Source organism: Desulfotruncus alcoholivorax DSM 16058 (assembly GCF_000430885.1).
GTDB classification, from domain to species: domain Bacteria; phylum Bacillota; class Desulfotomaculia; order Desulfotomaculales; family Desulfallaceae; genus Desulfotruncus; species Desulfotruncus alcoholivorax.
Genome location: NZ_AUMW01000003.1, coordinates 150,116 through 171,457, shown reverse-complemented (window position 1 = coordinate 171,457; position 21,342 = coordinate 150,116). Strand labels below are relative to the sequence as shown.

At 44.7% G+C, this 21,342-nt stretch carries 22 protein-coding genes; all 22 read left to right on the top strand.

Annotated elements, in window-relative coordinates:
* Positions 1-54 precede the first annotated feature (54 nt).
* The 22 genes from topA (at position 55) to H569_RS0103180 (ending at position 21,328) form a co-directional block, all read left to right on the top strand.
* Positions 55-2,202, top strand: a complete 2,148-nt coding sequence (topA, locus tag H569_RS0103285; RefSeq protein WP_027363825.1) for a type I DNA topoisomerase — start codon at positions 55-57, stop codon at positions 2,200-2,202.
* Positions 2,203-2,217: 15 nt separating this feature from the next.
* Positions 2,218-3,540: a methylenetetrahydrofolate--tRNA-(uracil(54)-C(5))-methyltransferase (FADH(2)-oxidizing) TrmFO gene (trmFO, locus tag H569_RS0103280; protein WP_027363824.1), complete on the top strand. Its 1,323-nt coding sequence runs from the start codon at positions 2,218-2,220 to the stop codon at positions 3,538-3,540.
* Between the two features lie 9 nt (positions 3,541-3,549).
* The gene (gene xerC / locus H569_RS0103275) at positions 3,550-4,458 is read left to right on the top strand and encodes a tyrosine recombinase XerC (protein WP_027363823.1); all 909 of its coding nucleotides are present in this window, start codon (positions 3,550-3,552) and stop codon (positions 4,456-4,458) included.
* Positions 4,459-4,497: 39 nt separating this feature from the next.
* Positions 4,498-5,028 (top strand): ATP-dependent protease subunit HslV, encoded by a 531-nt coding sequence (gene hslV, locus H569_RS0103270; RefSeq protein WP_027363822.1) that lies wholly within the window; start codon positions 4,498-4,500, stop codon positions 5,026-5,028.
* Positions 5,029-5,043: 15 nt separating this feature from the next.
* A complete protein-coding gene (hslU, locus tag H569_RS0103265) occupies positions 5,044-6,444 on the top strand; it encodes an ATP-dependent protease ATPase subunit HslU (RefSeq protein ID WP_027363821.1) in 1,401 nt (466 codons plus the stop codon).
* A gap of 115 nt (positions 6,445-6,559) precedes the next feature.
* Entirely contained in the window at positions 6,560-7,342 is a 783-nt protein-coding gene (gene codY / locus H569_RS0103260; protein ID WP_027363820.1) for a GTP-sensing pleiotropic transcriptional regulator CodY, read from the top strand.
* 233 nt (positions 7,343-7,575) lie between these two features.
* A complete protein-coding gene (gene rpsB, locus H569_RS0103255; protein ID WP_027363819.1) occupies positions 7,576-8,274 on the top strand; it encodes a 30S ribosomal protein S2 in 699 nt (232 codons plus the stop codon).
* Positions 8,275-8,394: 120 nt separating this feature from the next.
* The gene (gene tsf / locus H569_RS0103250) at positions 8,395-9,048 is read left to right on the top strand and encodes a translation elongation factor Ts (RefSeq protein ID WP_027363818.1); all 654 of its coding nucleotides are present in this window, start codon (positions 8,395-8,397) and stop codon (positions 9,046-9,048) included.
* A gap of 65 nt (positions 9,049-9,113) precedes the next feature.
* Positions 9,114-9,857: a UMP kinase gene (pyrH, locus tag H569_RS0103245; protein WP_034629323.1), complete on the top strand. Its 744-nt coding sequence runs from the start codon at positions 9,114-9,116 to the stop codon at positions 9,855-9,857.
* Between the two features lie 25 nt (positions 9,858-9,882).
* Positions 9,883-10,404: a ribosome recycling factor gene (gene frr / locus H569_RS0103240; protein ID WP_051273199.1), complete on the top strand. Its 522-nt coding sequence runs from the start codon at positions 9,883-9,885 to the stop codon at positions 10,402-10,404.
* A 209-nt stretch (positions 10,405-10,613) separates the two neighbouring features.
* Entirely contained in the window at positions 10,614-10,781 is a 168-nt protein-coding gene (locus H569_RS0103235) for a DUF362 domain-containing protein (protein ID WP_027363815.1), read from the top strand.
* A gap of 59 nt (positions 10,782-10,840) precedes the next feature.
* Entirely contained in the window at positions 10,841-11,641 is an 801-nt protein-coding gene (locus H569_RS0103230) for an isoprenyl transferase (RefSeq protein ID WP_027363814.1), read from the top strand.
* Positions 11,634-12,449, top strand: coding sequence for a phosphatidate cytidylyltransferase (locus H569_RS0103225; protein ID WP_081410854.1), 816 nt, complete (start codon positions 11,634-11,636; stop codon positions 12,447-12,449). Before H569_RS0103230 ends, H569_RS0103225 begins: the two co-directional genes overlap by 8 nt.
* Before the next feature lie 11 nt (positions 12,450-12,460).
* On the top strand, positions 12,461-13,540 hold the full coding sequence (gene ytvI / locus H569_RS0103220; RefSeq protein WP_027363812.1) for a sporulation integral membrane protein YtvI: 1,080 nt from the start codon (positions 12,461-12,463) through the stop codon (positions 13,538-13,540).
* Positions 13,541-13,684: 144 nt separating this feature from the next.
* Positions 13,685-14,845, top strand: coding sequence for a 1-deoxy-D-xylulose-5-phosphate reductoisomerase (locus tag H569_RS0103215; RefSeq protein WP_027363811.1), 1,161 nt, complete (start codon positions 13,685-13,687; stop codon positions 14,843-14,845).
* Between the two features lie 26 nt (positions 14,846-14,871).
* The gene (gene rseP, locus H569_RS0103210) at positions 14,872-15,912 is read left to right on the top strand and encodes an RIP metalloprotease RseP (protein ID WP_027363810.1); all 1,041 of its coding nucleotides are present in this window, start codon (positions 14,872-14,874) and stop codon (positions 15,910-15,912) included.
* A gap of 124 nt (positions 15,913-16,036) precedes the next feature.
* Positions 16,037-17,101: a flavodoxin-dependent (E)-4-hydroxy-3-methylbut-2-enyl-diphosphate synthase gene (ispG, locus tag H569_RS0103205; RefSeq protein WP_027363809.1), complete on the top strand. Its 1,065-nt coding sequence runs from the start codon at positions 16,037-16,039 to the stop codon at positions 17,099-17,101.
* On the top strand, positions 17,101-18,825 hold the full coding sequence (locus tag H569_RS0103200) for a proline--tRNA ligase (RefSeq protein WP_027363808.1): 1,725 nt from the start codon (positions 17,101-17,103) through the stop codon (positions 18,823-18,825). The genes ispG and H569_RS0103200 overlap by 1 nt, the downstream gene beginning before the upstream one ends.
* Before the next feature lie 254 nt (positions 18,826-19,079).
* The gene (rimP, locus tag H569_RS0103195) at positions 19,080-19,541 is read left to right on the top strand and encodes a ribosome maturation factor RimP (protein ID WP_027363807.1); all 462 of its coding nucleotides are present in this window, start codon (positions 19,080-19,082) and stop codon (positions 19,539-19,541) included.
* A 95-nt stretch (positions 19,542-19,636) separates the two neighbouring features.
* A complete protein-coding gene (gene nusA, locus H569_RS0103190) occupies positions 19,637-20,719 on the top strand; it encodes a transcription termination factor NusA (protein WP_027363806.1) in 1,083 nt (360 codons plus the stop codon).
* A gap of 13 nt (positions 20,720-20,732) precedes the next feature.
* Positions 20,733-21,002, top strand: coding sequence for an RNase P modulator RnpM (gene rnpM / locus H569_RS0103185; protein ID WP_027363805.1), 270 nt, complete (start codon positions 20,733-20,735; stop codon positions 21,000-21,002).
* A complete protein-coding gene (locus H569_RS0103180; protein WP_027363804.1) occupies positions 20,999-21,328 on the top strand; it encodes a L7Ae/L30e/S12e/Gadd45 family ribosomal protein in 330 nt (109 codons plus the stop codon). Before rnpM ends, H569_RS0103180 begins: the two co-directional genes overlap by 4 nt.
* Positions 21,329-21,342 lie beyond the last annotated feature (14 nt).

Sequence of the window (21,342 nt, the reverse complement as noted above, 5' to 3'; positions counted from 1 at the left end):
ATAGAAATAAATTAAAAGAAAACGGTAAGCTCCGAATAGCAGAGGTGAAATAGCGTGGCTAATACCCTGGTAATAGTTGAATCACCGGCTAAAGCCAAGAGTTTGGGAAAGTTTCTAGGTAGAAGATTTATTGTCAAGGCCTCGATGGGACACGTAAGAGATTTACCCAAAAGTCAGTTAGGCGTGGATATTCAGGAATCATTTAAGCCCAAATATATTACGATTCGTGGAAAGGGCGACATTATCAAGGAATTAAAAGCTGCTACTAAAAAAGCAGATAAAATACTACTGGCGTCCGACCCTGACAGAGAAGGTGAAGCAATAGCATGGCATTTGGCCAATGTGCTTGCCATTGATGAGAAATCACCATGCCGGATTGAATTTAATGAAATCACCAAGCAAGCGGTGCAAAAGGCTGTAAAGCAGCCGCGCCCCATAGACCTGCAGAGGGTTGAAGCCCAGCAGGCCAGACGTATTTTAGACAGGTTGGTAGGTTATAACTTAAGCCCGCTGTTGTGGCGAAAAGTAAAAAAAGGATTAAGCGCGGGCCGGGTACAGTCTGTGGCAATGCGCTTAATTTGTGATCGTGAGGAAGAAATCCAGTCTTTTGTTCCTGAAGAGTATTGGTCGTTGCTGGCAAAGTTGCTAAAAGGCAAGGGCAGTCACTTTGAAGCCAAGCTGCATAAGATAAACGGGGAAAAAGCTCATATCCCTGATGAAAAGACCGTTAAAAATATCATCAGTGACCTGCAGGGTGCAGATTACCGGGTTACCAGCGTTACTAAGAAAGAGAAAAAGAGACAACCTGCCCCTCCTTTTACCACAAGCAGTATGCAGCAGGAAGCATATAGAAAACTGAATTTTATTGCACGCAAGACCATGATGGTGGCGCAGCAGCTATACGAAGGTTTGGATCTGGGCAAAGAAGGGCCGGTTGGTTTGGTAACCTATATACGTACTGACTCAACGAGAATTTCGGAAACTGCTGAACAAGAAAGCAGGGAATACATAGCGGGGAAATACGGCAGGGAATACATCCCAGGGGTAGTTCGAAGGGTTGCGCCCAAAGGGCGCGCCCAGGACGCCCACGAAGCTATTCGCCCAACTGACGTTACCAGGGAACCGGACAGCATTAAAGATTTTTTGACCAGGGACCAGTATAAATTATATAAATTAATTTGGCTGAGGTTTGTTGCCAGCCAGATGAGTCCCGCCCTAATCGATACCACCAGCGTTGACATAGAGGCCGGGAATTACGTTTTCAGAGCAACAGGCTCCATCATAAAGTTCCCTGGTTTTATGCAGGTATATATTGAGGGGCAGGATGAGGGAGATGACAACCAGGACAATGACTCACCTGATGAAAATTTGTTGCCGGAGCTGAAGGAAGGAGAAAAAGTAAAGGTTGTATCTCTGGTTCCCAAACAACATTTTACACAGCCGCCGCCGCGGTATACCGATGCTACATTAATCAGAACCCTTGAAGAAAAGGGAATTGGCCGCCCAAGCACTTACGCTCCCATTGTCGACACGATTATCAAACGTGGTTATGTGATTAGAGAGAAGAAGAACTTTTATCCAACGGAATTGGGGCAGGTAGTTGTAGATTTGCTCAAACAATATTTCCCGAGCATTATTGATGTAGAATTCACCGCAGATCTTGAAAGAAAGCTTGATGATGTGGAAGAGGGAGACATAGATTGGGCCAAGGTGCTTGAAGATTTTTATTATCCATTTAAGGAAACCTTAACCATTGCTGAAAAGGAAATTGAACATATTCAAGTGGAAGACGAGGTAACAGACGAAATTTGCGAGCAATGCGGGCGCAACCTGGTTGTCAAGATGGGTAAATTTGGTAAATTCCTGGCCTGTCCCGGGTTCCCGGAATGTCGAAACACCAAGCCGCTCCTAGAGCCGACAGGAGTTTCCTGCCCGAAATGCGCCGGTGAACTGGTATTGCGCAGAAGCAAAAAAGGCAGGAAGTTTTACGGGTGCAGCAATTACCCCGACTGTGACTTTGTGGTCTGGGACCAGCCGACGAACCAAAAGTGTCCCAATTGCGGAAGCCTGATGGTACAAAAAGAAAGCAAGGGTAATATCATATATCGCTGCAGCAACAAGGAATGTAAAAATGAGATCAAAGACGTTTATCAGGAGAATACAAACCAGAACAGCAATGAAATCAGCATTAGTGCTGACTAACAGGGGTTGTGGCTATTGTCTAAACCAGTAACAATAATTGGCGCCGGGCTGGCCGGGTCGGAAGCTGCCTGGCAGGTTGCCCGAAGAGGTGTTCCGGTCAGGCTTTATGAAATGAGGCCGGAAAAGTGCACTCCAGCGCACCATACTGGATTATTTGCTGAGCTTGTATGCAGCAATTCACTGCGTGCCCGGGCGCTGGAAAATGCCGTGGGATTACTAAAAGAAGAAATGCGCCGGCTTGATTCCATCATCATGCATTGCGCAGATAAACACAGTGTTCCTGCCGGTGGCGCCCTGGCCGTGGACAGGGCGCAGTTTGCCGCTTGTGTTACACAACTTCTTGAAGAACACCCGCTGGTGGAGATTAAAAGAGAAGAATGTCTGCAGTTACAATGCGACAATGGGATTGTTATTGTGGCCTCCGGGCCCCTTACTTCGTCTGGCCTATCAGACAAAATCAAGGAATTTACCGGGTATGATTATTTTTACTTTTACGATGCGGTGGCACCCATAGTTACTTTGGAATCTATTGATATGAACAAGGCTTTTTGGTCTTCACGTTACGGCAAGGGTGGTGAAGATTATCTTAATTGCCCCATGAATGAAGAGGAATATGAAAAGTTCTGGAGGGAACTTGTAGCAGCTGAACGTGCTCCACGCAAAGAGTTTGAGAACGAAAAAAATTTTGAAGGCTGCCTTCCCATTGAAATTATAGCCAAGCGCGGGCGGGATACTATGCGTTATGGCCCGATGAAACCAGTTGGATTGGTTGATCCAGGCGCGGGAAAACGTCCGCATGCGGTGGTCCAGCTTCGAAAAGACAATGCCGCCGGATCTTTACTGAATATAGTGGGATTTCAAACCCACTTGAAATGGAGCGAACAAAAAAGAGTATTCAGGATGATACCTGGCTTGGAAAATGCTGAATTTGTACGTTACGGGGTTATGCACCGAAATACATATATTAATTCGCCAAAATTATTGTTTCCTACATATCAAACCAGGGAAAATTTAAATTTGTTTTTTTCAGGGCAGATTACCGGTGTCGAGGGCTATGTGGAATCAGCGGCTTCCGGCCTTGTGGCCGGGTTAAACGCGTACTTGACGGCAAAAGGCATGAAGACGGAGACACTGCCACCCGAAACCGCTCACGGAGCTCTGGCCCATTACATAACTTCTGCAGATCCAGGCAATTTTCAGCCCATGAATATAACATTCGGCTTGTTTCCACCCCTGAGTGTTCGAATCAAGGATAAAAAAATGCGCTATGCTGCCTATGCCGCCAGGGCTCTGGAAAAGCTTGAACAGTGGAAAGCAACTTCAAGTTGCTTTAGTTAAGAGGTTGCTATGTATAATTATATAGACGGTTTTTTGATCTATCTCCAAACTGAAAAAAATGCCTCCCGGTATACAATAAAAAGTTACCAAAACGATTTATTTGAGGGATTGTCTTTTTTTTCGGATATATTAAAAAAGGATGATTATAGCATCCAACCCGTGGACGTAAATACAATACTATTCCGCAGTTACCTGGCTTTGATGCGGCAAAAAGAAATGTCTGCCGCCACCATTGCCAGAAGAATATCAGCCTGGCGTTCTTTGTTTAAATATCTCTGCCGTGAGGGTATAATTGAAGATAACCCGCTGCAAAGAATAAGCATACCGAGGCGGGACAGAAAACTGCCCCGCTTTTTAACTGAAAACGAGGTCAAAGAATTGGTCGAATTTCCTGACGCTGAACAAGTTTTGGGGTGTCGGGATTTGGCTGTGCTGGAAACCCTGTATGGTACGGGTATCCGCGTCGGTGAGCTGGTTGGAGCTAATACCGGGGACTTAAATTTAAAAGAGGCATATTTAAAAGTTACAGGCAAAGGCAACCGGGAAAGGATAGTCCCGCTGGGCGCTTATGCTGTTGATGCTTTAAACACATACATCAAGCTGGCGCGTCCTATTCTGTTAAACAAAAGCGCGGCTGTCTCGGATGCATTGTTTTTAAACAATAAGGGTGGACGTCTTACCGACCGTGGTGTCCGCTGGCTGCTGAAACGTTATGCTTTGCAAATGAAATTTAATAAAAAAACAAACCCCCATGCTTTTAGACATTCATTTGCTACTCACATGCTGGATAACGGGGCTGATTTGCGGGCGGTCCAGGACTTGCTCGGGCATGCACGGTTATCTACTACACAGATATATACTCATTTAAGCAAAGAGCGGATTAAGCAAATTTATGAAAAGAGTCATCCACGTGCTTAATAATTATAAAAATCTTGATTTTAGGAAGGATATGGGAAAATGTTTCACGCGACAACCATAGTGGCTGTGAAAAAGCGGCAAGAGGTGGCAATGGCCGGTGACGGTCAGGTTACTTTTGGGCAAAATACAATATTAAAACATAATGCCCGTAAACTGCGGCGTCTGCACGGAGGCAAGGTGCTGGCCGGGTTTGCCGGATCGGTTGCTGATGCTATTACATTGTTTGAAAAATTTGAGAGCAAGCTTGAATCATTTCAGGGCAATCTAAAACGCGCTGCAGTGGAGTTGGCCAAGGAATGGCGCACCGATAAATTTTTACGCCGGCTTGAAGCACTGCTTGTGGTGGCGGATAAGGAGTGTCTGTTGGTAGTCAGTGGCAATGGTGAGGTAATAGAACCTGACGATGGCGTAGTGGCTATAGGGTCGGGAGGTCCTTACGCGCTGGCGGCAGCAAGGGCGCTGGTCAAGAAAACGGATTTGACCGCAGATGTCATTGTTTCGGAGGCGCTGGCCATTGCGGCGGATATTTGTGTATATACTAACGACAGAATAACCATGGAAAAATTATAGCGGGGAGGTCGCAAGATGGTTTCTTTAACTCCTAAAGAAATTGTAAGTGAGCTTGATAAATACATTGTTGGACAGCACGATGCTAAAAGGGCGGTTGCGATTGCCCTTCGCAACAGGTACCGGAGAAGCAGGTTGCCTGATGATTTGGTAGATGAAGTTTTACCCAAGAATATATTAATGATTGGGCCAACAGGTGTTGGTAAAACAGAAATAGCACGCCGCCTGGCCAAACTGGTAAATGCACCTTTTATCAAAATTGAAGCGACAAAATTTACTGAAGTTGGTTATGTGGGCAGGGACGTTGAGTCTATGGTAAGAGATTTATTAGAAACGTCAATTCGGATGGTACGCCAGGAAAAAATGGCCCAGGTAGAGGAGAAGGCCAGGAAGATGGCCGAAGAGCGGATTATTGAATTGCTGGCGCCTATGCCCAATCAGGACAAAACCATACGCAATCCCCTGGAAATGCTTTTTGGTGGTGCACGCCAGCCAGAACAGTCTGAGGATAAACAACATGATCAAATGGCCAGCAGAATTAGGTTTGAAAGGGAAACGCTGCGTGAAAAATTGTCAAAGGGAGAGCTTGAAAAAGAAACTGTTGAGATTGAAGTTGAAGATAATAAACCACCAATTATGGAGGTCTTTACTGGATCAGGTGTAGAGGAAATGGGTATTAATATTGGTGACATGATGGGAAATTTATTTCCTAAAAAGAAACACCGCAGAAGGGTAACCGTCAGTGAAGCGCGCAGGATATTAACTCAGCAGGAAGCGCAAAAACTAATTGATATGGAAGAAGTCATCAGCAGTGCAGTTTACCAGGCTGAAAATAACGGTATAATATTTTTAGATGAAATTGACAAAATTGCTGTTCGGGAGGGGGGAAGCGGACCTGATGTCTCCCGGGGAGGAGTTCAAAGGGATATTTTACCTATTGTGGAAGGATCGACGGTAATGACAAAATACGGACCCGTTAAAACTGACCACATTTTATTTATTGCCGCGGGTGCCTTTCATATGTCGAAACCTTCTGATTTAATTCCCGAACTGCAAGGCCGTTTTCCAATCAGGGTGGAACTATCGAGTTTGAACAGGGGAGATTTCTTGCAAATTTTAATTGAACCGAAAAATTCCTTAATCAGGCAATATATCGAATTATTGCGAACTGAGGACGTTGAGGTCAAATTTTCACAAAACTCGCTTGAGAAAATCGCCGAAATAGCTTATACTGTTAATGAGCAAACGGAGAATATAGGTGCCAGAAGGCTTCATACCATTATGGAGAAGCTTTTTGAAGAAATATCTTTTAATGCTCCTGACATGAAAGGTCAAGAATTTATCATAGATGAGCAATATGTCACAAACAAGCTTGATATGGTGGTAAAGGATAGGGACTTAAGCAGGTATATTTTGTAAGACATAAAAAGTGCTATGTGCTTTTTATTTTTTATTTTGGTTTTGACAGCTGGCAAAAGTCTTATTAAAATATGATGTTATAATGATGTTATAGCGCAAGAAAGAGGCGATGTAGTTGCGTGGCTTACTGGAAAAAACCCGGTCCATCAATAAAGTTTTGCAAAAATCAGCTGGATACCCTGTAGATTTTAAAGAAATTGCAGCAATTTTGAGCGAGAATATCGGGTGTAGTGTTTATATTTTAGACCGCCGCGGAAAAGTATTAGGTTTTTCTTATCTAAAAGGTTTTGTTTGTGACATAATGGAAGACATTGTTGAGTCGCCGGCAGGTTTTCCGGTTGATTACAACCAAAACTTATTAACCATTAATGAAACTCATGCCAATATCTGTCAAACTTTAAATGTCTGTGCATTTAATCATGACAAACGTTGTGAATACAACAAGGTAACAACGGTAGTACCTATTGTCGGTGCCGGTAGCAGACTTGGTACACTGGTACTGGCCAAGTATAGCGATAATTTTACCGATGAGGACCTTATCCTGGCGGAATTAGGGGCAACTGTAGTAGGAATGGAAATACTAAAAGCTCGTCAGGACCGCATGGAGGAGGAGGCACGGAAACGTGCTGCTGTTCAGATTGCGCTGGGGACTCTTTCCTATTCGGAACTGGATGCCGTGCGGCATATTTTTAAACAATTAGAAGGTGATGAAGGCCTTTTGGTGGCAAGTAAAATTGCTGACCGGGTTGGTATCACAAGGTCTGTGATCGTAAATGCGCTGCGCAAGTTTGAAAGCGCTGGTGTTATCGAATCCAAATCTTTGGGTATGAAAGGCACCTATATAAAGGTTTTAAACGACCGTTTGCTTGAAGAACTGGAAAGATTGCAGCAGCATTAATAAACATAATTAATAAAACAAAGGACAGCTTAAAGGCTGTCCTTTGTTTTATATAGGATTCTTTGATATCTTTGATTTCTCCAATCATCTTGCCTTTGCGCTGACTATGTGTTAAAATACTTGCTGGTGTTAAATACACACGTTGCCTGATTTCAGCAGGTGGTCCCCTGCTTGGGGTCCTGTGAAAAAATGACGGTGGCGGAGGAAAAACCGGTGGGGGAGGAGGTGTAGTAATGGCTGTTATATCAATGAAGCAGTTGTTGGAGGCCGGGGTACATTTTGGTCACCAGACCCGCAGATGGAATCCTAAAATGGCTCCTTACATTTTTACAGACCGTAATGGTATTTATATCATTGACTTGCAAAAGACAGTTAAAATGGTTGAGGAAGCCTATAATTTTATTAAATCGGTCGTTCAGGACGGCGGGAGCATCCTTTTTGTAGGCACCAAGAAACAAGCCCAAGAATCTGTGCGGGAAGAAGCCGAGCGGTGTGGTATGTATTACGTGAACCAGCGCTGGCTGGGAGGTATGCTTACTAACTTCCAAACCATTCGCAAACGGATAGACAGATTGCAAGAACTTGAAAAAATGGAGCAAAACGGAATCATGGAAAAGTTGCCTAAAAAAGAAGTCGCTGAGCTCCTGCATGAGAAAGAAAGATTAAACAAGTTCTTAGGCGGCATTAAAGATATGCGCAAGCTTCCCCAGGCAATTTTTATTATTGACCCGCGTAAAGAAAGAATTGCAGTAGCAGAAGGTCGTAAATTGGGTATCCCCATTATTGCGATTGTAGATACAAACTGCGATCCCGATGAAGTTGATTATGTAATTCCTGGCAATGATGATGCCATCCGGGCTGTTAAACTTTTAACCAGCAAAATGGCAGACGCAGTTCTTGAGGGAAAACAGGGAGAACAAATGGCTGAATAAAAATGGTGGGGGATTTACCTATTAAGGGTAGCCCCTGCCTTTTTTCTGTGTTTTTAACCAAATAAAATAGGTTATAATATTAAATTATCAGGTAATAGATGGATGAGGAGGAGATGTTCTGTGGCAGAAATAACTGCTGCTATGGTTAAAGACTTAAGGGAAAGAACCGGTGCCGGTATGATGGACTGCAAAAAAGCGCTGGTTGCAACTAACGGCGACATGGAAAAAGCCATTGATTTCTTGCGTGAAAAAGGCCTTGCTGCGGCCGCGAAAAAATCCGGCAGGATAACAGCCGAAGGCCTGGTTGAATCCTACATTCATGGTGGCGGCAAAATTGGCGTACTTGTTGAAGTTAACTGCGAAACCGACTTTGTGGCCAAAACCGATGAATTTAAAACACTAGTCAGGGATATTGCCATGCAAATAGCTGCTGCCCGCCCTGAGTATGTAAGTAAGGAAGAAGTCCCCGAAGCGGTTATTGCCAAGGAAAAAGATATATTAGCCGCCCAGGCAGCTAATGAAGGGAAACCGGAAAAAATTATTCAAAAAATGGTTGAAGGACGTATTGAAAAATTTTACAAGGAAATTTGCCTGTTGGAACAGCCCTTTATCAAAGATTCCGATAAGACTGTAAAACAGTTAATCACAGAAAAAATAGCCACAATCGGAGAGAACATTTCTGTTCGCAGATTCGTTCGCTATGAGCTTGGAGAAGGGTTGGAAAAAAGGAAAGACGATTTTGCTGCAGAAGTTATGGCTCAGGTTCAAAAATAAATAAAGTGGAAAAGGATTTAAAATATTCTTGTTGAATAAAGGTGGAACGGGAGGTTTTTATCCCTATGGATGTGCCCGAACAAGTTCCCAGCTATAAAAGGGTCGTATTAAAACTCAGCGGCGAAGCGTTGGCTGGTTCCAAAGGTTATGGTATTGACCCGGAAGTGGTTTACTCTATAGCCGTTCAAATTAAAGAAGTAGTTCGGCTGGGTGTTGAAGTTGCCATAGTAGTTGGCGGCGGAAACATTTGGCGGGGAGTTGCAGGCAGCACCAAAGGTATGGACAGGGCTACTGCGGATTACATGGGAATGCTGGCCACGGTAATTAATTCCCTGGCTTTACAGGATGCGTTAAGTAAACATGAAGTTGACACCAGGGTACAAACGGCCATTGAAATGCGCGAGGTAGCCGAGCCATACATCCGCAGGCGAGCAATCCGGCATTTGGAAAAGGGACGGGTGGTTATATTTGCTGCAGGTACCGGCAACCCTTATTTTTCAACCGATACCACTGCAGCCCTACGGGCGGCTGAAATAGAAGCTGAAGTAATATTAATGGCCAAGCGTGTGGATGGGGTTTATGATTCTGACCCGCTAAAGAACGTCAATGCCAAGAAATTTGGCAATCTCAGTTATATTGACGTTTTGAACAAAGGGCTTGGTGTAATGGATTCTACAGCTACCTCCCTATGTATGGACAATAAAATTCCACTCATAGTCTTCAATTTAAATGAAAATGGGAATATCAAAAAGGCTGTCTTGGGACAAAATGTCGGAACTTATGTTGGAGGTGGAATAATTGGCGAATAACGTGATTTCCGATGCAGAGAAAAATATGGTAAAAACGGTTGAAGTGTTAACTAAAGAATTCGCCACAATGCGAGCAGGACGGGCCACGCCATCTTTGCTGGAAAAGATAGTGGTTCAGTATTACGGGACCCTTACGCCAATAAGCCAGCTGGCCAATATCAGTGCCCCGGAAGCTAGGTTGTTGGTGGTGCAACCCTGGGATAAAACTGTTCTGCCGGATATAGAAAAAGCCATATTAAAATCGGATTTGGGTATAACCCCGGCCAGCGACGGAAACGTGATTAGATTGGCAATACCCCAGCTTACTCAAGAAAGAAGAGCTGAACTGGTTAAGGTAATTAAAAAGAAGGCTGAAGAAGGTCGCGTGGCTGTGCGAAATATACGCAGGGATGCTAACGATACTTTAAAAAGCCAACAAAAAAACGGGGAGATATCAGAGGACGAACAGCGCCGGCTCCAAGATGAAGTTCAAAAGCTTACGGACAAATACATAAAAGAAATCGACAACCTGCTTGCAGCTAAAGAAAAAGAAATAATGACCGTGTAGCATGAACTGTGAAGTACTTCTGGCAATGGAACTCGACCGAGCGGTGGACTTATGTCGTTCAGCCGGTATGAAAGTGAATATAGAATATACAGCCCCTCCTAAAGGTGAACCGGGTGGGCGGTATAGAGTTGTGCGTTGCAAAATGACTGCGGAAAAGGTATTCCTGATAGCAGCCAGGGAGGTTGAAATGAAAGGAGGTGTGATAAGTAGTGGCTTACAGAATTACTGATGAGTGCTTGGCCTGTGGTACCTGTAAAGAGGCTTGTCCCAGCGAAGCCATCGTTGAAGGAGATATTTATTCAATTGATCCGGATAAATGTGAAAGCTGCGGAACATGTATAGAAGAGTGCCCTACCGGAGCAATTATTGAGGAATAAGCGAATAAACCCCCTCGTTTCCGGAGGGGGTTGTTTTATAAAGGGAGGAGCGGGGTAAATTGTTTAAACGGTTGCGAGGCATCCTCCGTAAAGGAAATGTTAAAGGTGACCTGGATTGTTTAGAAGAAGATTTATTGAAACAATTAGATATCGAAAGGCTTCCTGCCCATGTGGCCATTATCATGGATGGCAATGGAAGATGGGCATTAAAAAGAGGAATGCCGCGATCGTTTGGACATAGAGCCGGTGTTAAAGCTTTGCGTAGAATTGTTGAAGCTTGTGTTGAAATAAAGCTAAAACATTTAACTGTTTATGCATTTTCAACAGAAAATTGGAAAAGACCTAGAGAAGAAATAAACGTACTTATGAATTTATTGGTCGAATACCTGCATAAGGAAATTGATTCACTTTGTGAAAACAATGTCAAAATCAACCCGATGGGGATAATTTCCGAACTGCCCCAACACGCCCGCGATGCTGTTGCTATGGCAATTGACAGAAGTAAGAATAACACCGGGCTATATTTCAACATAGCCTTAAATTATGGTGGGAGGGCGGAATTAATCAGGGCAGTTAAGTCAATTGGTCAAAAGCTTTTGAATTGTGAATTGGAACTTGAAAAAATTGACGAACAAGCGATTGCCAATCACCTGTTTACCGCAGGCCAACCAGATCCGGACTTGTTAATTAGGCCATCCGGTGATTACAGAGTAAGTAACTTTTTACTTTGGCAGTTGGCTTATACAGAGTTTTGGTTGACTGATACAATGTGGCCTGATTTTGATAAAAAAGAATTCTTTAAAGCGCTGTTGGATTTTCAGAGGCGGGAAAGACGTTACGGCGGGTTACTGCATGAATAAAAACCTGGTTGGTGATTTGGTGTTTTGGCAGAGGATTTTTAGTGCTTTTATTGGTATACCATTACTCCTGGCTGCGGTTTGGTACGGTGGATTACCCCTGTTGGTTTTAACCGCAGCATTAATGTTAATAGGGCTTTGGGAGATTAGTAGGATCTTTGCGCGCATTGATTTAAAGGTATCTCTTTCATTAGCAGTGCCAAACTGTCTTTTTTTACTGGTTTTGGCATATTATTATAACGAAGGTTACCCCGGCGCGGCGGTAGTGTTGATAATAATAGCTGTTTTGCTAGCAATGGTTATACAATACCCCCGTTTAAAACCAATTGATGCAGCTGTGACTTTGCTAAGTATTTTTTATGTTGGACTTATAATATTTTTATTTTTAATTAGTACATATGATAATGGATTTATATGGTTGATTATATTGCTGGTGTGTACGTGGGCCAGCGATACTTCTGCTTATTTAATCGGGCGTAAATTGGGCAAACATCCACTGGCTCCTGCGTTAAGTCCCGGCAAAACACTGGAGGGGTCTGTAGGCGGGATCATTGGGGGAATAACTGCAGCGCTTGCCGTAACCTTATTTACTAAGGAGTTGCCTTTTTTTCCTGTTTTATCAATGGGATTAATTATAGGGATTACCGCCCAGGCCGGCGATTTGGTGGAATCAGCAATAAAGCGTCAGGCTGGAATCAAGGACTCCGGCAGACTTATTCCGGGACATGGGGGAATACTGGACCGCTTTGACAGCATGCTTTTTACGGCCCCCTTTGTTTTTTATTATGTAGGCAAGGTGATTTTAAGCTGAGGTGAATCTGCGTGCCACGAGCGATAAAAAACACACTTTACTTGCTGGCAGCCGCGATAACGGTTTTAGCGGTATATTATGTTGTTAAGTATGTACTGCCTGAAGCATTGACCTGGCTAAAAATAATCATCTTGGTTTTGTTCCCTTTTATACTTGCAGCAATTTTCAGCATGTTCATGGAGCCTTTGGTTGAAATCGTGAGCAGGGGGGGCAGGATTCCTCGCCTGCTGGCTGTTCCAATCGCCATGCTTCTTTTTTTCGGAGGCATTGGCACCGTATTTACATTTCTTATTTTAAGGCTGGTTAAAGAGCTTAATGACCTGTCACTGGTGCTGCCGGATAAATTAGAAACCATTCAGCATTTTTCGGACTTGTGGTTTAAAAAAGGTGTGCTGTTTTACGGCACTTTGCCCAAAAGTGTAACCGGAAATATGCGCGATACTATAGAAAGATTGACCAGCTCCTTACAACAATGGGTAAGCGATCTCATTGCTGTATTATTTCATTTCGTCAGTACTGTCCCTAATGCAATCATGGTTCTGCTGATAAGCTTAATCGCTACTTATTTTTTCAGCAAAGACCGGGACAAGATTATGAAATTGTGGTTAAGGTTAATACCTCCCCCCTGGGGAAAAAGGACCCTGCAAATTAGCAGGCAGGTGGCAGGGGCCTTCCAGTCCTACGTCAGGGCACAGTTTATTCTCATTTCCATAACCACTGTTATAAGTATCGTGGGATTATATTTTATAGGTACTGAATATGCACTAACTTTAGGTTTGTTGGTAGGAATATTTGACATGATCCCGGTTTTAGGACCGGGCACCATTTATATACCGTGGGCAATTTGGGCGTTCGTAACCGGTAATGTCATTTTAGGTTTAAAACTTACTGCATTATATCTATTGGTAATGGTGGTTAGGGCGGTCTTGGAGGCCAAAGTCGTGGCGGCAAATCTGGGCTTGCATCCACTGGTGGTGCTTATGGCCATGTATATAGGATTAAAAATAATCGGAGTATTGGGGATTGTTTTAGGCCCGCTGATAATAATTGGGGTTCAGGCCACCATTACTGCATTATCGGCTGATAAATAGTAACTGCTCAGGAGCCAGGAGTCAGAAATCAGGAGTCAGAATGAGAGAATGGATTATCGTCTCGAAGTATTCTAAATTCTGACTACTGAATTCTGACTACCCGAATAGTAACAATAAATATAAAACCAACAATTGGGGAGAATTATGAAACAGATTGTCATCTTGGGTAGTACGGGTTCCATTGGCCGGCAAGCGCTGCAGGTAGTGGATCAGTTTGCCGGGGAAATTAGGCCCGTTGCGCTGGCGGCTGGTAGAAATAGAGATTTGCTGCTGCAACAGGTGTTAAAGTACAAACCCCAACTAGTTTCCCTGTCTAGTGAGGAAGACGCGCGTTGGCTCAGGGATAAAATTACGGGCATAAAGGGCATTGATATTCATTTTGGACGGGAAGGGCTTATGGCCGCAGCCTCATTGCCGGGCGCAGACACTGTATTAACTGCCATATCGGGTGCCGTGGGCTTGGAGCCAACAGTGGCTGCCATCATAAGTGGTAAAAATATAGCCCTGGCCAATAAGGAGACTCTTGTAGCCGCGGGCCGCTTGGTTACGAAGCTGGCTAGAGAGCATGGGGTAAAGATTCTGCCGGTGGATAGTGAACACTCTGCTGTTTGGCAGTGTTTAAATGGAGAAGACCCGTCCGCTCTCGCCAGGATATTGCTTACGGCTTCCGGTGGTCCGTTCCGTAATACGGATGCGGCTCTTATGGCCGGTATAACACCTGCAATGGCGTTAAACCACCCCAACTGGCAGATGGGACCGAAAATAACAGTTGATTCGGCCACTTTAATGAATAAGGGGCTTGAAGTTATAGAAGCCAGGTGGTTGTTTGATGTTCCGTATGATAATATTAATGTTGTTATACACCCGCAAAGCATTATTCATTCGATGGTAGAATTTATAGACGGCTCGGTAATGGCACAAATGGGCGTGCCGGACATGAAATTGCCCATTAAGTACGCGCTGTTTTATCCCAAGCGGCAGGCTGGAGATGTAACCAGGCTAAAGTGGCCCATATGCGACCTTACCTTTGAAGAACCTGATTTAGGCCGGTTTCCGTCACTGGCTTTGGCCTACCAGGCAGGCAGGACAGGGGGAACCATGCCTGCTGTTATGAATGCCGCAAATGAAATTGCCGTGGCTGCTTTCCTTGAAAACAAGGTTGGCTTTACTTCTATCCCCAGGATTGTGGAAGAAGTAATGAGTAAACATAACCCTGTGTCATATAATTCGATAGAAGAAGTTTTGGCGATGGATTCTTGGTCCCGCACTACGGCTATAGAATCTTTAACCCGATTTTTACTTTAGATTTTTACCGTAAAGGATGAAATTTTATGGCTACTTTTTGGGCGTCTATTTTTGTTTTTGGTATACTGATATTTTTCCACGAGCTGGGACACTTTGCCGTGGCTAAAGCTGTGGGAATAAAGGTTCACGAGTTCAGTTTGGGCTTTGGGCCCAGACTTTTGGGGATAGCCCGGGGAGAAACTAATTACAATTTGCGTCTTTTCCCTCTTGGTGGATTTGTCAGGATGGCCGGTATGGATCCTGAGGAAGTAGAAGTGGAAAGAGGCAAAGGCTTTGGGGATAAAACTGTTCTGCAACGTGTTTCGGTAATTGTAGCCGGGCCGATAATGAACTTCTTTCTGGCTATTTTACTGTTGGCTGTAATTTTTATGTTTCAGGGATACCCGTCGCCAAGCACAACAATTAAAAGCCTACTGCCAGGCGAGCCGGCTGAAATTGCAGGCATTAAAGCCGGTGATAAAATAGACATGATTAACCATAAAAAAATGAATTCATGGGAAGATATAACTAAAACCATTAACAGCCACCCCGGTGAAAAAATAGACGTATTAGTAATCAGGGAAGGGCGGCCGGTTGAAATAACGGTTGTGCCCAAGGCAGGAGAGGGTGGCCGCGGGCTTATCGGAATTATGCCTGAGCAGCAAATGAAACGGTTAAATCCCCTGGCGGCAATTGCAACTGGTTTCAGCTTTACCGTTAAAGTTACAGTGTTAATTATCAGCTTTATCGGTAAAATGATTACGGGCCAGGCCCCGGCCGACCTGGGCGGTCCGGTAAGGGTAATCTGGGAAATAGACCGGGCTGTGCAAACAGGGATTTTTTACCTGCTGCAGTTGGCCGCATTTTTAAGTATCAACCTTGGATTGTTTAATCTGCTTCCAATTCCTGCGCTGGACGGCAGCAGAATTATGTTCCTGGGGGTTGAAGGTTTGAGGGGACGTCCCGTTGATCCAGCCAAAGAAAATTTCATCCATATCGTTGGATTTGGCTTTTTGCTGCTGCTGATAGTGTTTATCACTTATAATGATATACTACAACTGTTTATTCAAAACCCGCAGGCCCCGTAAAATATTGCCCCGGCAGAATTGATGCCGGGGTGCTGTATTAGGTGTAGACCGGTTGAAAAAGTTTCCAAAACGGTGATATAATTACCTTCATAGCTAATTTACATGGTTTTTGGGGGAAATTTCAGTGATACGCAGAAAAAGCAGGCCGGTAACAATGGGCAATGTTACGATAGGCGGTGACGCGCCAATTACCGTACAATCCATGACTAATACAGATACCCGCAATGTTGCACAGACCAGGGCCCAAATTAACAATCTGGTTAAAGCGGGGTGTGAAATAATCAGGGTTGCAGTGCCCGACATGGAAGCGGCAAAGGCGCTGCCTCAAATTAAGCAGGGTCTTGGTATTCCCCTGGTTGCGGACATTCATTTTGATTACCGCCTGGCGCTGGCCTCCCTGGAGGCCGGAGTCGAAGGCCTGCGCATTAATCCAGGCAACATTGGGGGAGAAGATAAAGTAGCCGCGGTGGTTAAGGAAGCAAAGCGAAAAAAAGTTCCAATCAGAATCGGTGTTAATGCCGGTTCGCTGGAAAAGGATTTAGCAGTCGGCGGTGCGGTTACACCGGAGGCAATGGTCCAAAGCGCACTCAGGCATATTACTATGCTGGAAAAAATGGACTTTTACGATATTAAGGTGTCTTTAAAAGCATCCGACGTGCCCCTAATGTTGGAAGCTTACCGGCTGCTGGCAGGCAGGGTTGATTACCCGCTCCATATTGGGGTTACAGAAGCGGGAACATTATTCCGGGGCAGCATCAAGTCGGCAGTGGGAATTGGTATTTTGTTATGGGAAGGTATTGGTGATACCGTCAGGGTCTCCCTTACCGGCGATCCTGTCCATGAAGTCAGTGCAGCCTATGAAATCTTAAAGTCTTTGGGGCTCAGGCAACGCGGCGTTGAAATTATATCATGCCCCACCTGTGGCAGGACGCAAATAGATTTAATTACTATTGCCGGTGAGGTGGAGGAGCGCCTGGCGGCGCTGGACGAGCCTTTGAAGGTTGCTGTCATGGGGTGCGTGGTAAATGGCCCCGGCGAGGCAAAGCATGCTGATGTAGGTATAGCAGGGGGCAAAGGGGAAGGACTAATATTCCGCAAGGGCAAGGTTATACGTAAGGTTAAGGAAGAGTTACTTGTAGAAGAACTGATTAAGGAAATAGACCAGATCATCAACGGGAGGAATTTTTAGTGAGGGTGTCGCAGTTATTAATGCCGACCCTGCGGGAGGTGCCGGCTGAAGCAGAAGTAATCAGCCACCAGCTGTTACTCAGGGCCGGGTTTATTCGAAAGTCTGCTGCAGGCGTATATACTCTTTTACCGCTGGCATGGCGGGTAATCCGTAAAATTGAGCAAATAATCAGGGAAGAAATGGACCGGCAGGGTGGTCAGGAAATTATGATGCCTATTATTCAGCCTGCCGAATTATGGCGGGAATCAGGGCGCTGGGATGTTTACGGGCCGGAATTATTCAGGTTAAAAGACAGGCACGGCAGGGATTTTTGCCTTGGCCCCACCCACGAAGAAATAATTACTGCTCTGGTCAGGGGTGAGATTAATTCTTATAAACAATTGCCGCTGTTGTTGTACCAAATACAAAATAAATACAGGGATGAGCGCCGCCCCAGGTTCGGCCTGTTAAGGGGAAGAGAATTTATCATGAAGGACCTTTATTCCTTTGACCGGGATGAAGCCGGGCTGGATATCAGTTATAATAAAATGTACGAGGCCTACACCAATGTTTTTCGCCGCTGCGGCTTAAAATTTCGTCCTGTTGTGGCTGATTCAGGAGCCATTGGAGGAAGCGGGTCACATGAATTTGCAGTGCTGGCGGAATCAGGTGAGGTTACAATAGTCTACTGTTCTGATGAAAAATGCGGTTATGCCGCCAATGAAGAGAGAGCTGAATCCGTTCCGCCGGCAGCGGGTGAAAAAGAGCCGCTGATTGAGCTTAAAAAGATCCCAACGCCAGGCTGCCGAACCATTGAAGAAGTCTGCCTTTACTTAAAGTTAACGCCTCAAAAAATGATTAAAACTATTTTGTATCAGACCGAAAAAGAAACAGTCGCGGCTATGGTCAGGGGCGACAGGGAAGTTAATGAAATTAAGCTATATAACGCTCTGGGCTGCGTCCGATTGGAAATGGCGGATGAAAAAACTGTCAGGGAGGTCACCGGGGCTCAGGCTGGTTACGTGGGGCCGGTTGGCCTGAAAGGAATTAAGCTGGTAGCGGATAATGAAGTTATGCTAATGGCAAACGCCATAGCCGGCGCCAATGAAGATGACCATCACCTGGCCAATGTTAATCCTGATAGGGATTTTAAGCCGCATATTGTTAAAGATATCCGGCTGGTTAAGTCGGGAGAGCCATGCCCTAATTGTGGGGAAAGCTTGCTTGAAGCCAGGGGTATCGAAGTTGGCCAGATTTTTAAACTTCGCGATAAATACAGTAGGGTATTAGGGGCGACTTTTCTTGACGAAAACGGTAAAGCCAAGCCTTTTATCATGGGCTGTTATGGCATTGGCGTAACCAGGACAATGGCGGCCGCAGTTGAACAGAATTACGACGATAAGGGCATTATCTGGCCTGTACAGATAGCTCCTTATCATGTTATTGTGGTTCCCATCAGCATAAAAGACCAAGGGCAGGTGCAAGCGGCGGAAAAACTATACCAGGATCTCGTCGCGGCCGGAGTTGAAACGGTATTGGATGATAGGCCTGAAAGGGCCGGGGTAAAATTTAAGGATGCCGACCTTGTAGGCTATCCCTTCCGCATTACTGTAGGGTCGAAAGACTTAGCCGAAGGCAAGGTTGAATTATATTCACGCCGCAAGGGAGCAGTGGCTATGGTGCCACTGGAAGATATCGTAAAGACGGTAAAATCCGAGTTGCAGGCGGAAGGTCAAAACTGGTAGCCTGAACCAGGCCGTTCTGCCAATACCTTAATACCCTTTCATATCATGGCCTTGCCAAGTTTTTTCTAGTATGATATAATTACTTTTGTTTAGTGATCCAGTATCTATTTTGCCAGAGAGTATTTTGTAAGGAGTGGGTATTACCCACTCTTTCGTCTTATAATAAGGAAAGGGGACACACCCCGTTCGGGGAATGTCCCCGATTCTAGGGTAATTTTATTGGATTACTAAATATTTTGCGAGGAGGTTCTTAATTGAGTAAGGGCAACGTTGTAAAAATTATAGAGGAAATTGTTGCTCCGGTAATTTTTGATCTTGGCCTTGAACTTGTGGATATTCAATATGTAAAAGAAGGTGGCAAATGGTACCTTAGAATTTTTATAGATAAGCCGGATGGCGTTGGGTTGGAAGATTGTCAGATGGTATCTGAGAGAATAGACCCTTTGCTGGATGAAAAGGACCCCATACCACAATCCTATTTGCTGGAAGTATCTTCTCCGGGTCTTGATAGGCCGCTAAAAAAACTGGCTGATTTTGAACGTTTTACCGGGGAAAGGATTAAATTGACCACGTTTGTGCCTGTTGAGGGGAAGCGGAAATTTAAGGGCAAGCTTGTGCATGCAAGCAACCATTCGGTTACCCTGGAACTGGAGGGCCAAAATGTGGTCATTCCTATGGATTCTGTAGCTTCGGCACGTTTGATGGGGTCAATCTAAAAGAAATTGAGGGTAACTGCCAGTGCCGAAGGGAATCGCGATAATTATTAAGCCGTTTTTATATTAAGTTTGCGGCTTTGGAGGGAAACGTTTAGATGAGCACCGAGTTTTTAGATGCGCTCAAAGACCTGGTAAAAGAAAAGGGTATTTCAATTAAAGTTTTACTTGAAGCAATCGAAGCGGCATTGCTTTCCGCTTATAAAAGAAATTTTGGTTCTTTGCAAAACGCTAAGGTATATATTGACCGGGAGACCGGTGAGTGTAAAGTTTTTGCCCAGCGTACCGTGGTGGAAAAAGTTGAAGATCCCAGATTGGAAATATCTATTGAAGAGGCAAAAGCAATAGACCCCCGGTACGAAATTGATGACATGGTTGAAACCGAAGTTACGCCCAAAAACTTCGGCAGAATAGCGGCACAAACTGCTAAACAGGTGGTGGTTCAGCGTATTCGCGAGGCGGAGCGAAACATTATCTATGAGGAATTCGCCAACCGCGACGGAGATATTATTACTGGTATTGTGCAGCGGATTGAACAAAAAAATATTTTCATAGAACTGGGGAAGACGGAAGCAATACTAACTCCTACCGAGCAAATGCCAGGTGAAACCTATAACCAGGGTGACAGGATTAAAGCCTACATCGTTGAAGTTAGAAAAACAACCAAGGGACCCCAAATTTTTGTTTCCCGAACCCACCCCGGTCTGCTTAAAAGACTTTTTGAACTTGAAGTGCCTGAACTGCAAGAGGGTGTGGTGGAGCTAAAGTCTGTGGCCAGGGAGGCCGGGTACCGGTCAAAAATAGCTGTATATTCAAGGGATGAGAATGTTGACCCGGTGGGTGCTTGCGTTGGCCCCAAGGGTATGCGTGTGCAAACCATAGTGAACGAGCTAAACGGCGAAAAAATAGATATTATTAAGTGGGATCATGACCCTTCCAAATTTATTGCCAGCTCGTTAAGCCCAGCCAAAGTTGTTGCGGTAGAAGTTTGGGAAGACGAGAAGATTGCCAGGGTAATCGTGCCTGATTATCAACTTTCGCTGGCCATCGGCAAGGAGGGGCAAAACGCCCGTTTAGCAGCTAAATTAACAGGTTGGAAAATAGATATTAAGAGTGAAAGCCAAATGGCAGAATTGTATCCGGAATATGAAGATTTATTTGCCGAGGAATTTATGGAGTAGGGGGTGTTTGCACTTGCCCAGGATTAAAAAAATACCCCAGAGAATGTGCCTCGGGTGTCAGGAAATGAAACCCAAAAGGGAGTTGATCAGGGTTGTCCGGACGCCGGAAGAAACTATAGAAATTGACCCAACCGGTAAACGTTCAGGCAGGGGGGCTTATGTCTGCCCCAATAATGAATGTTTGGATAAGGCCATAAAAGGTAAAAGATTGGAAAAAGCATTAAAGCAGCCAATTTCAAAGGAGATTAAAGAAAGTCTCTTTGAAAGGATGAGCCGCCCATGACCTGCAAGATAGCTGATATGCTCGGCTTATGCAGGCGTGCCGGAAAGGTTATTAGCGGTGATACGGCGGTGCGCAACGGGTTGTCGAGGAATGAAGTCAAACTAATTATAATTGCCGGTGATGCAGCTGTCCGGAGTAAGGAAAATTTTTTGCTATTAGCAAAAGAGAACAGTATTCCTGCTTTCTGCTACGCTTCAAAAAACGAGCTGGGCAATTTGTTGGGGAAAGCGCCGCGGACGGTGGTAGCGATTACTGATGAACAGCTGGCCCAGGGTGTAGCCGGAGCGATAGAAAGGGGAGATAACGGAATATGTAAGCCACAATAATTCGGAGGTGATGT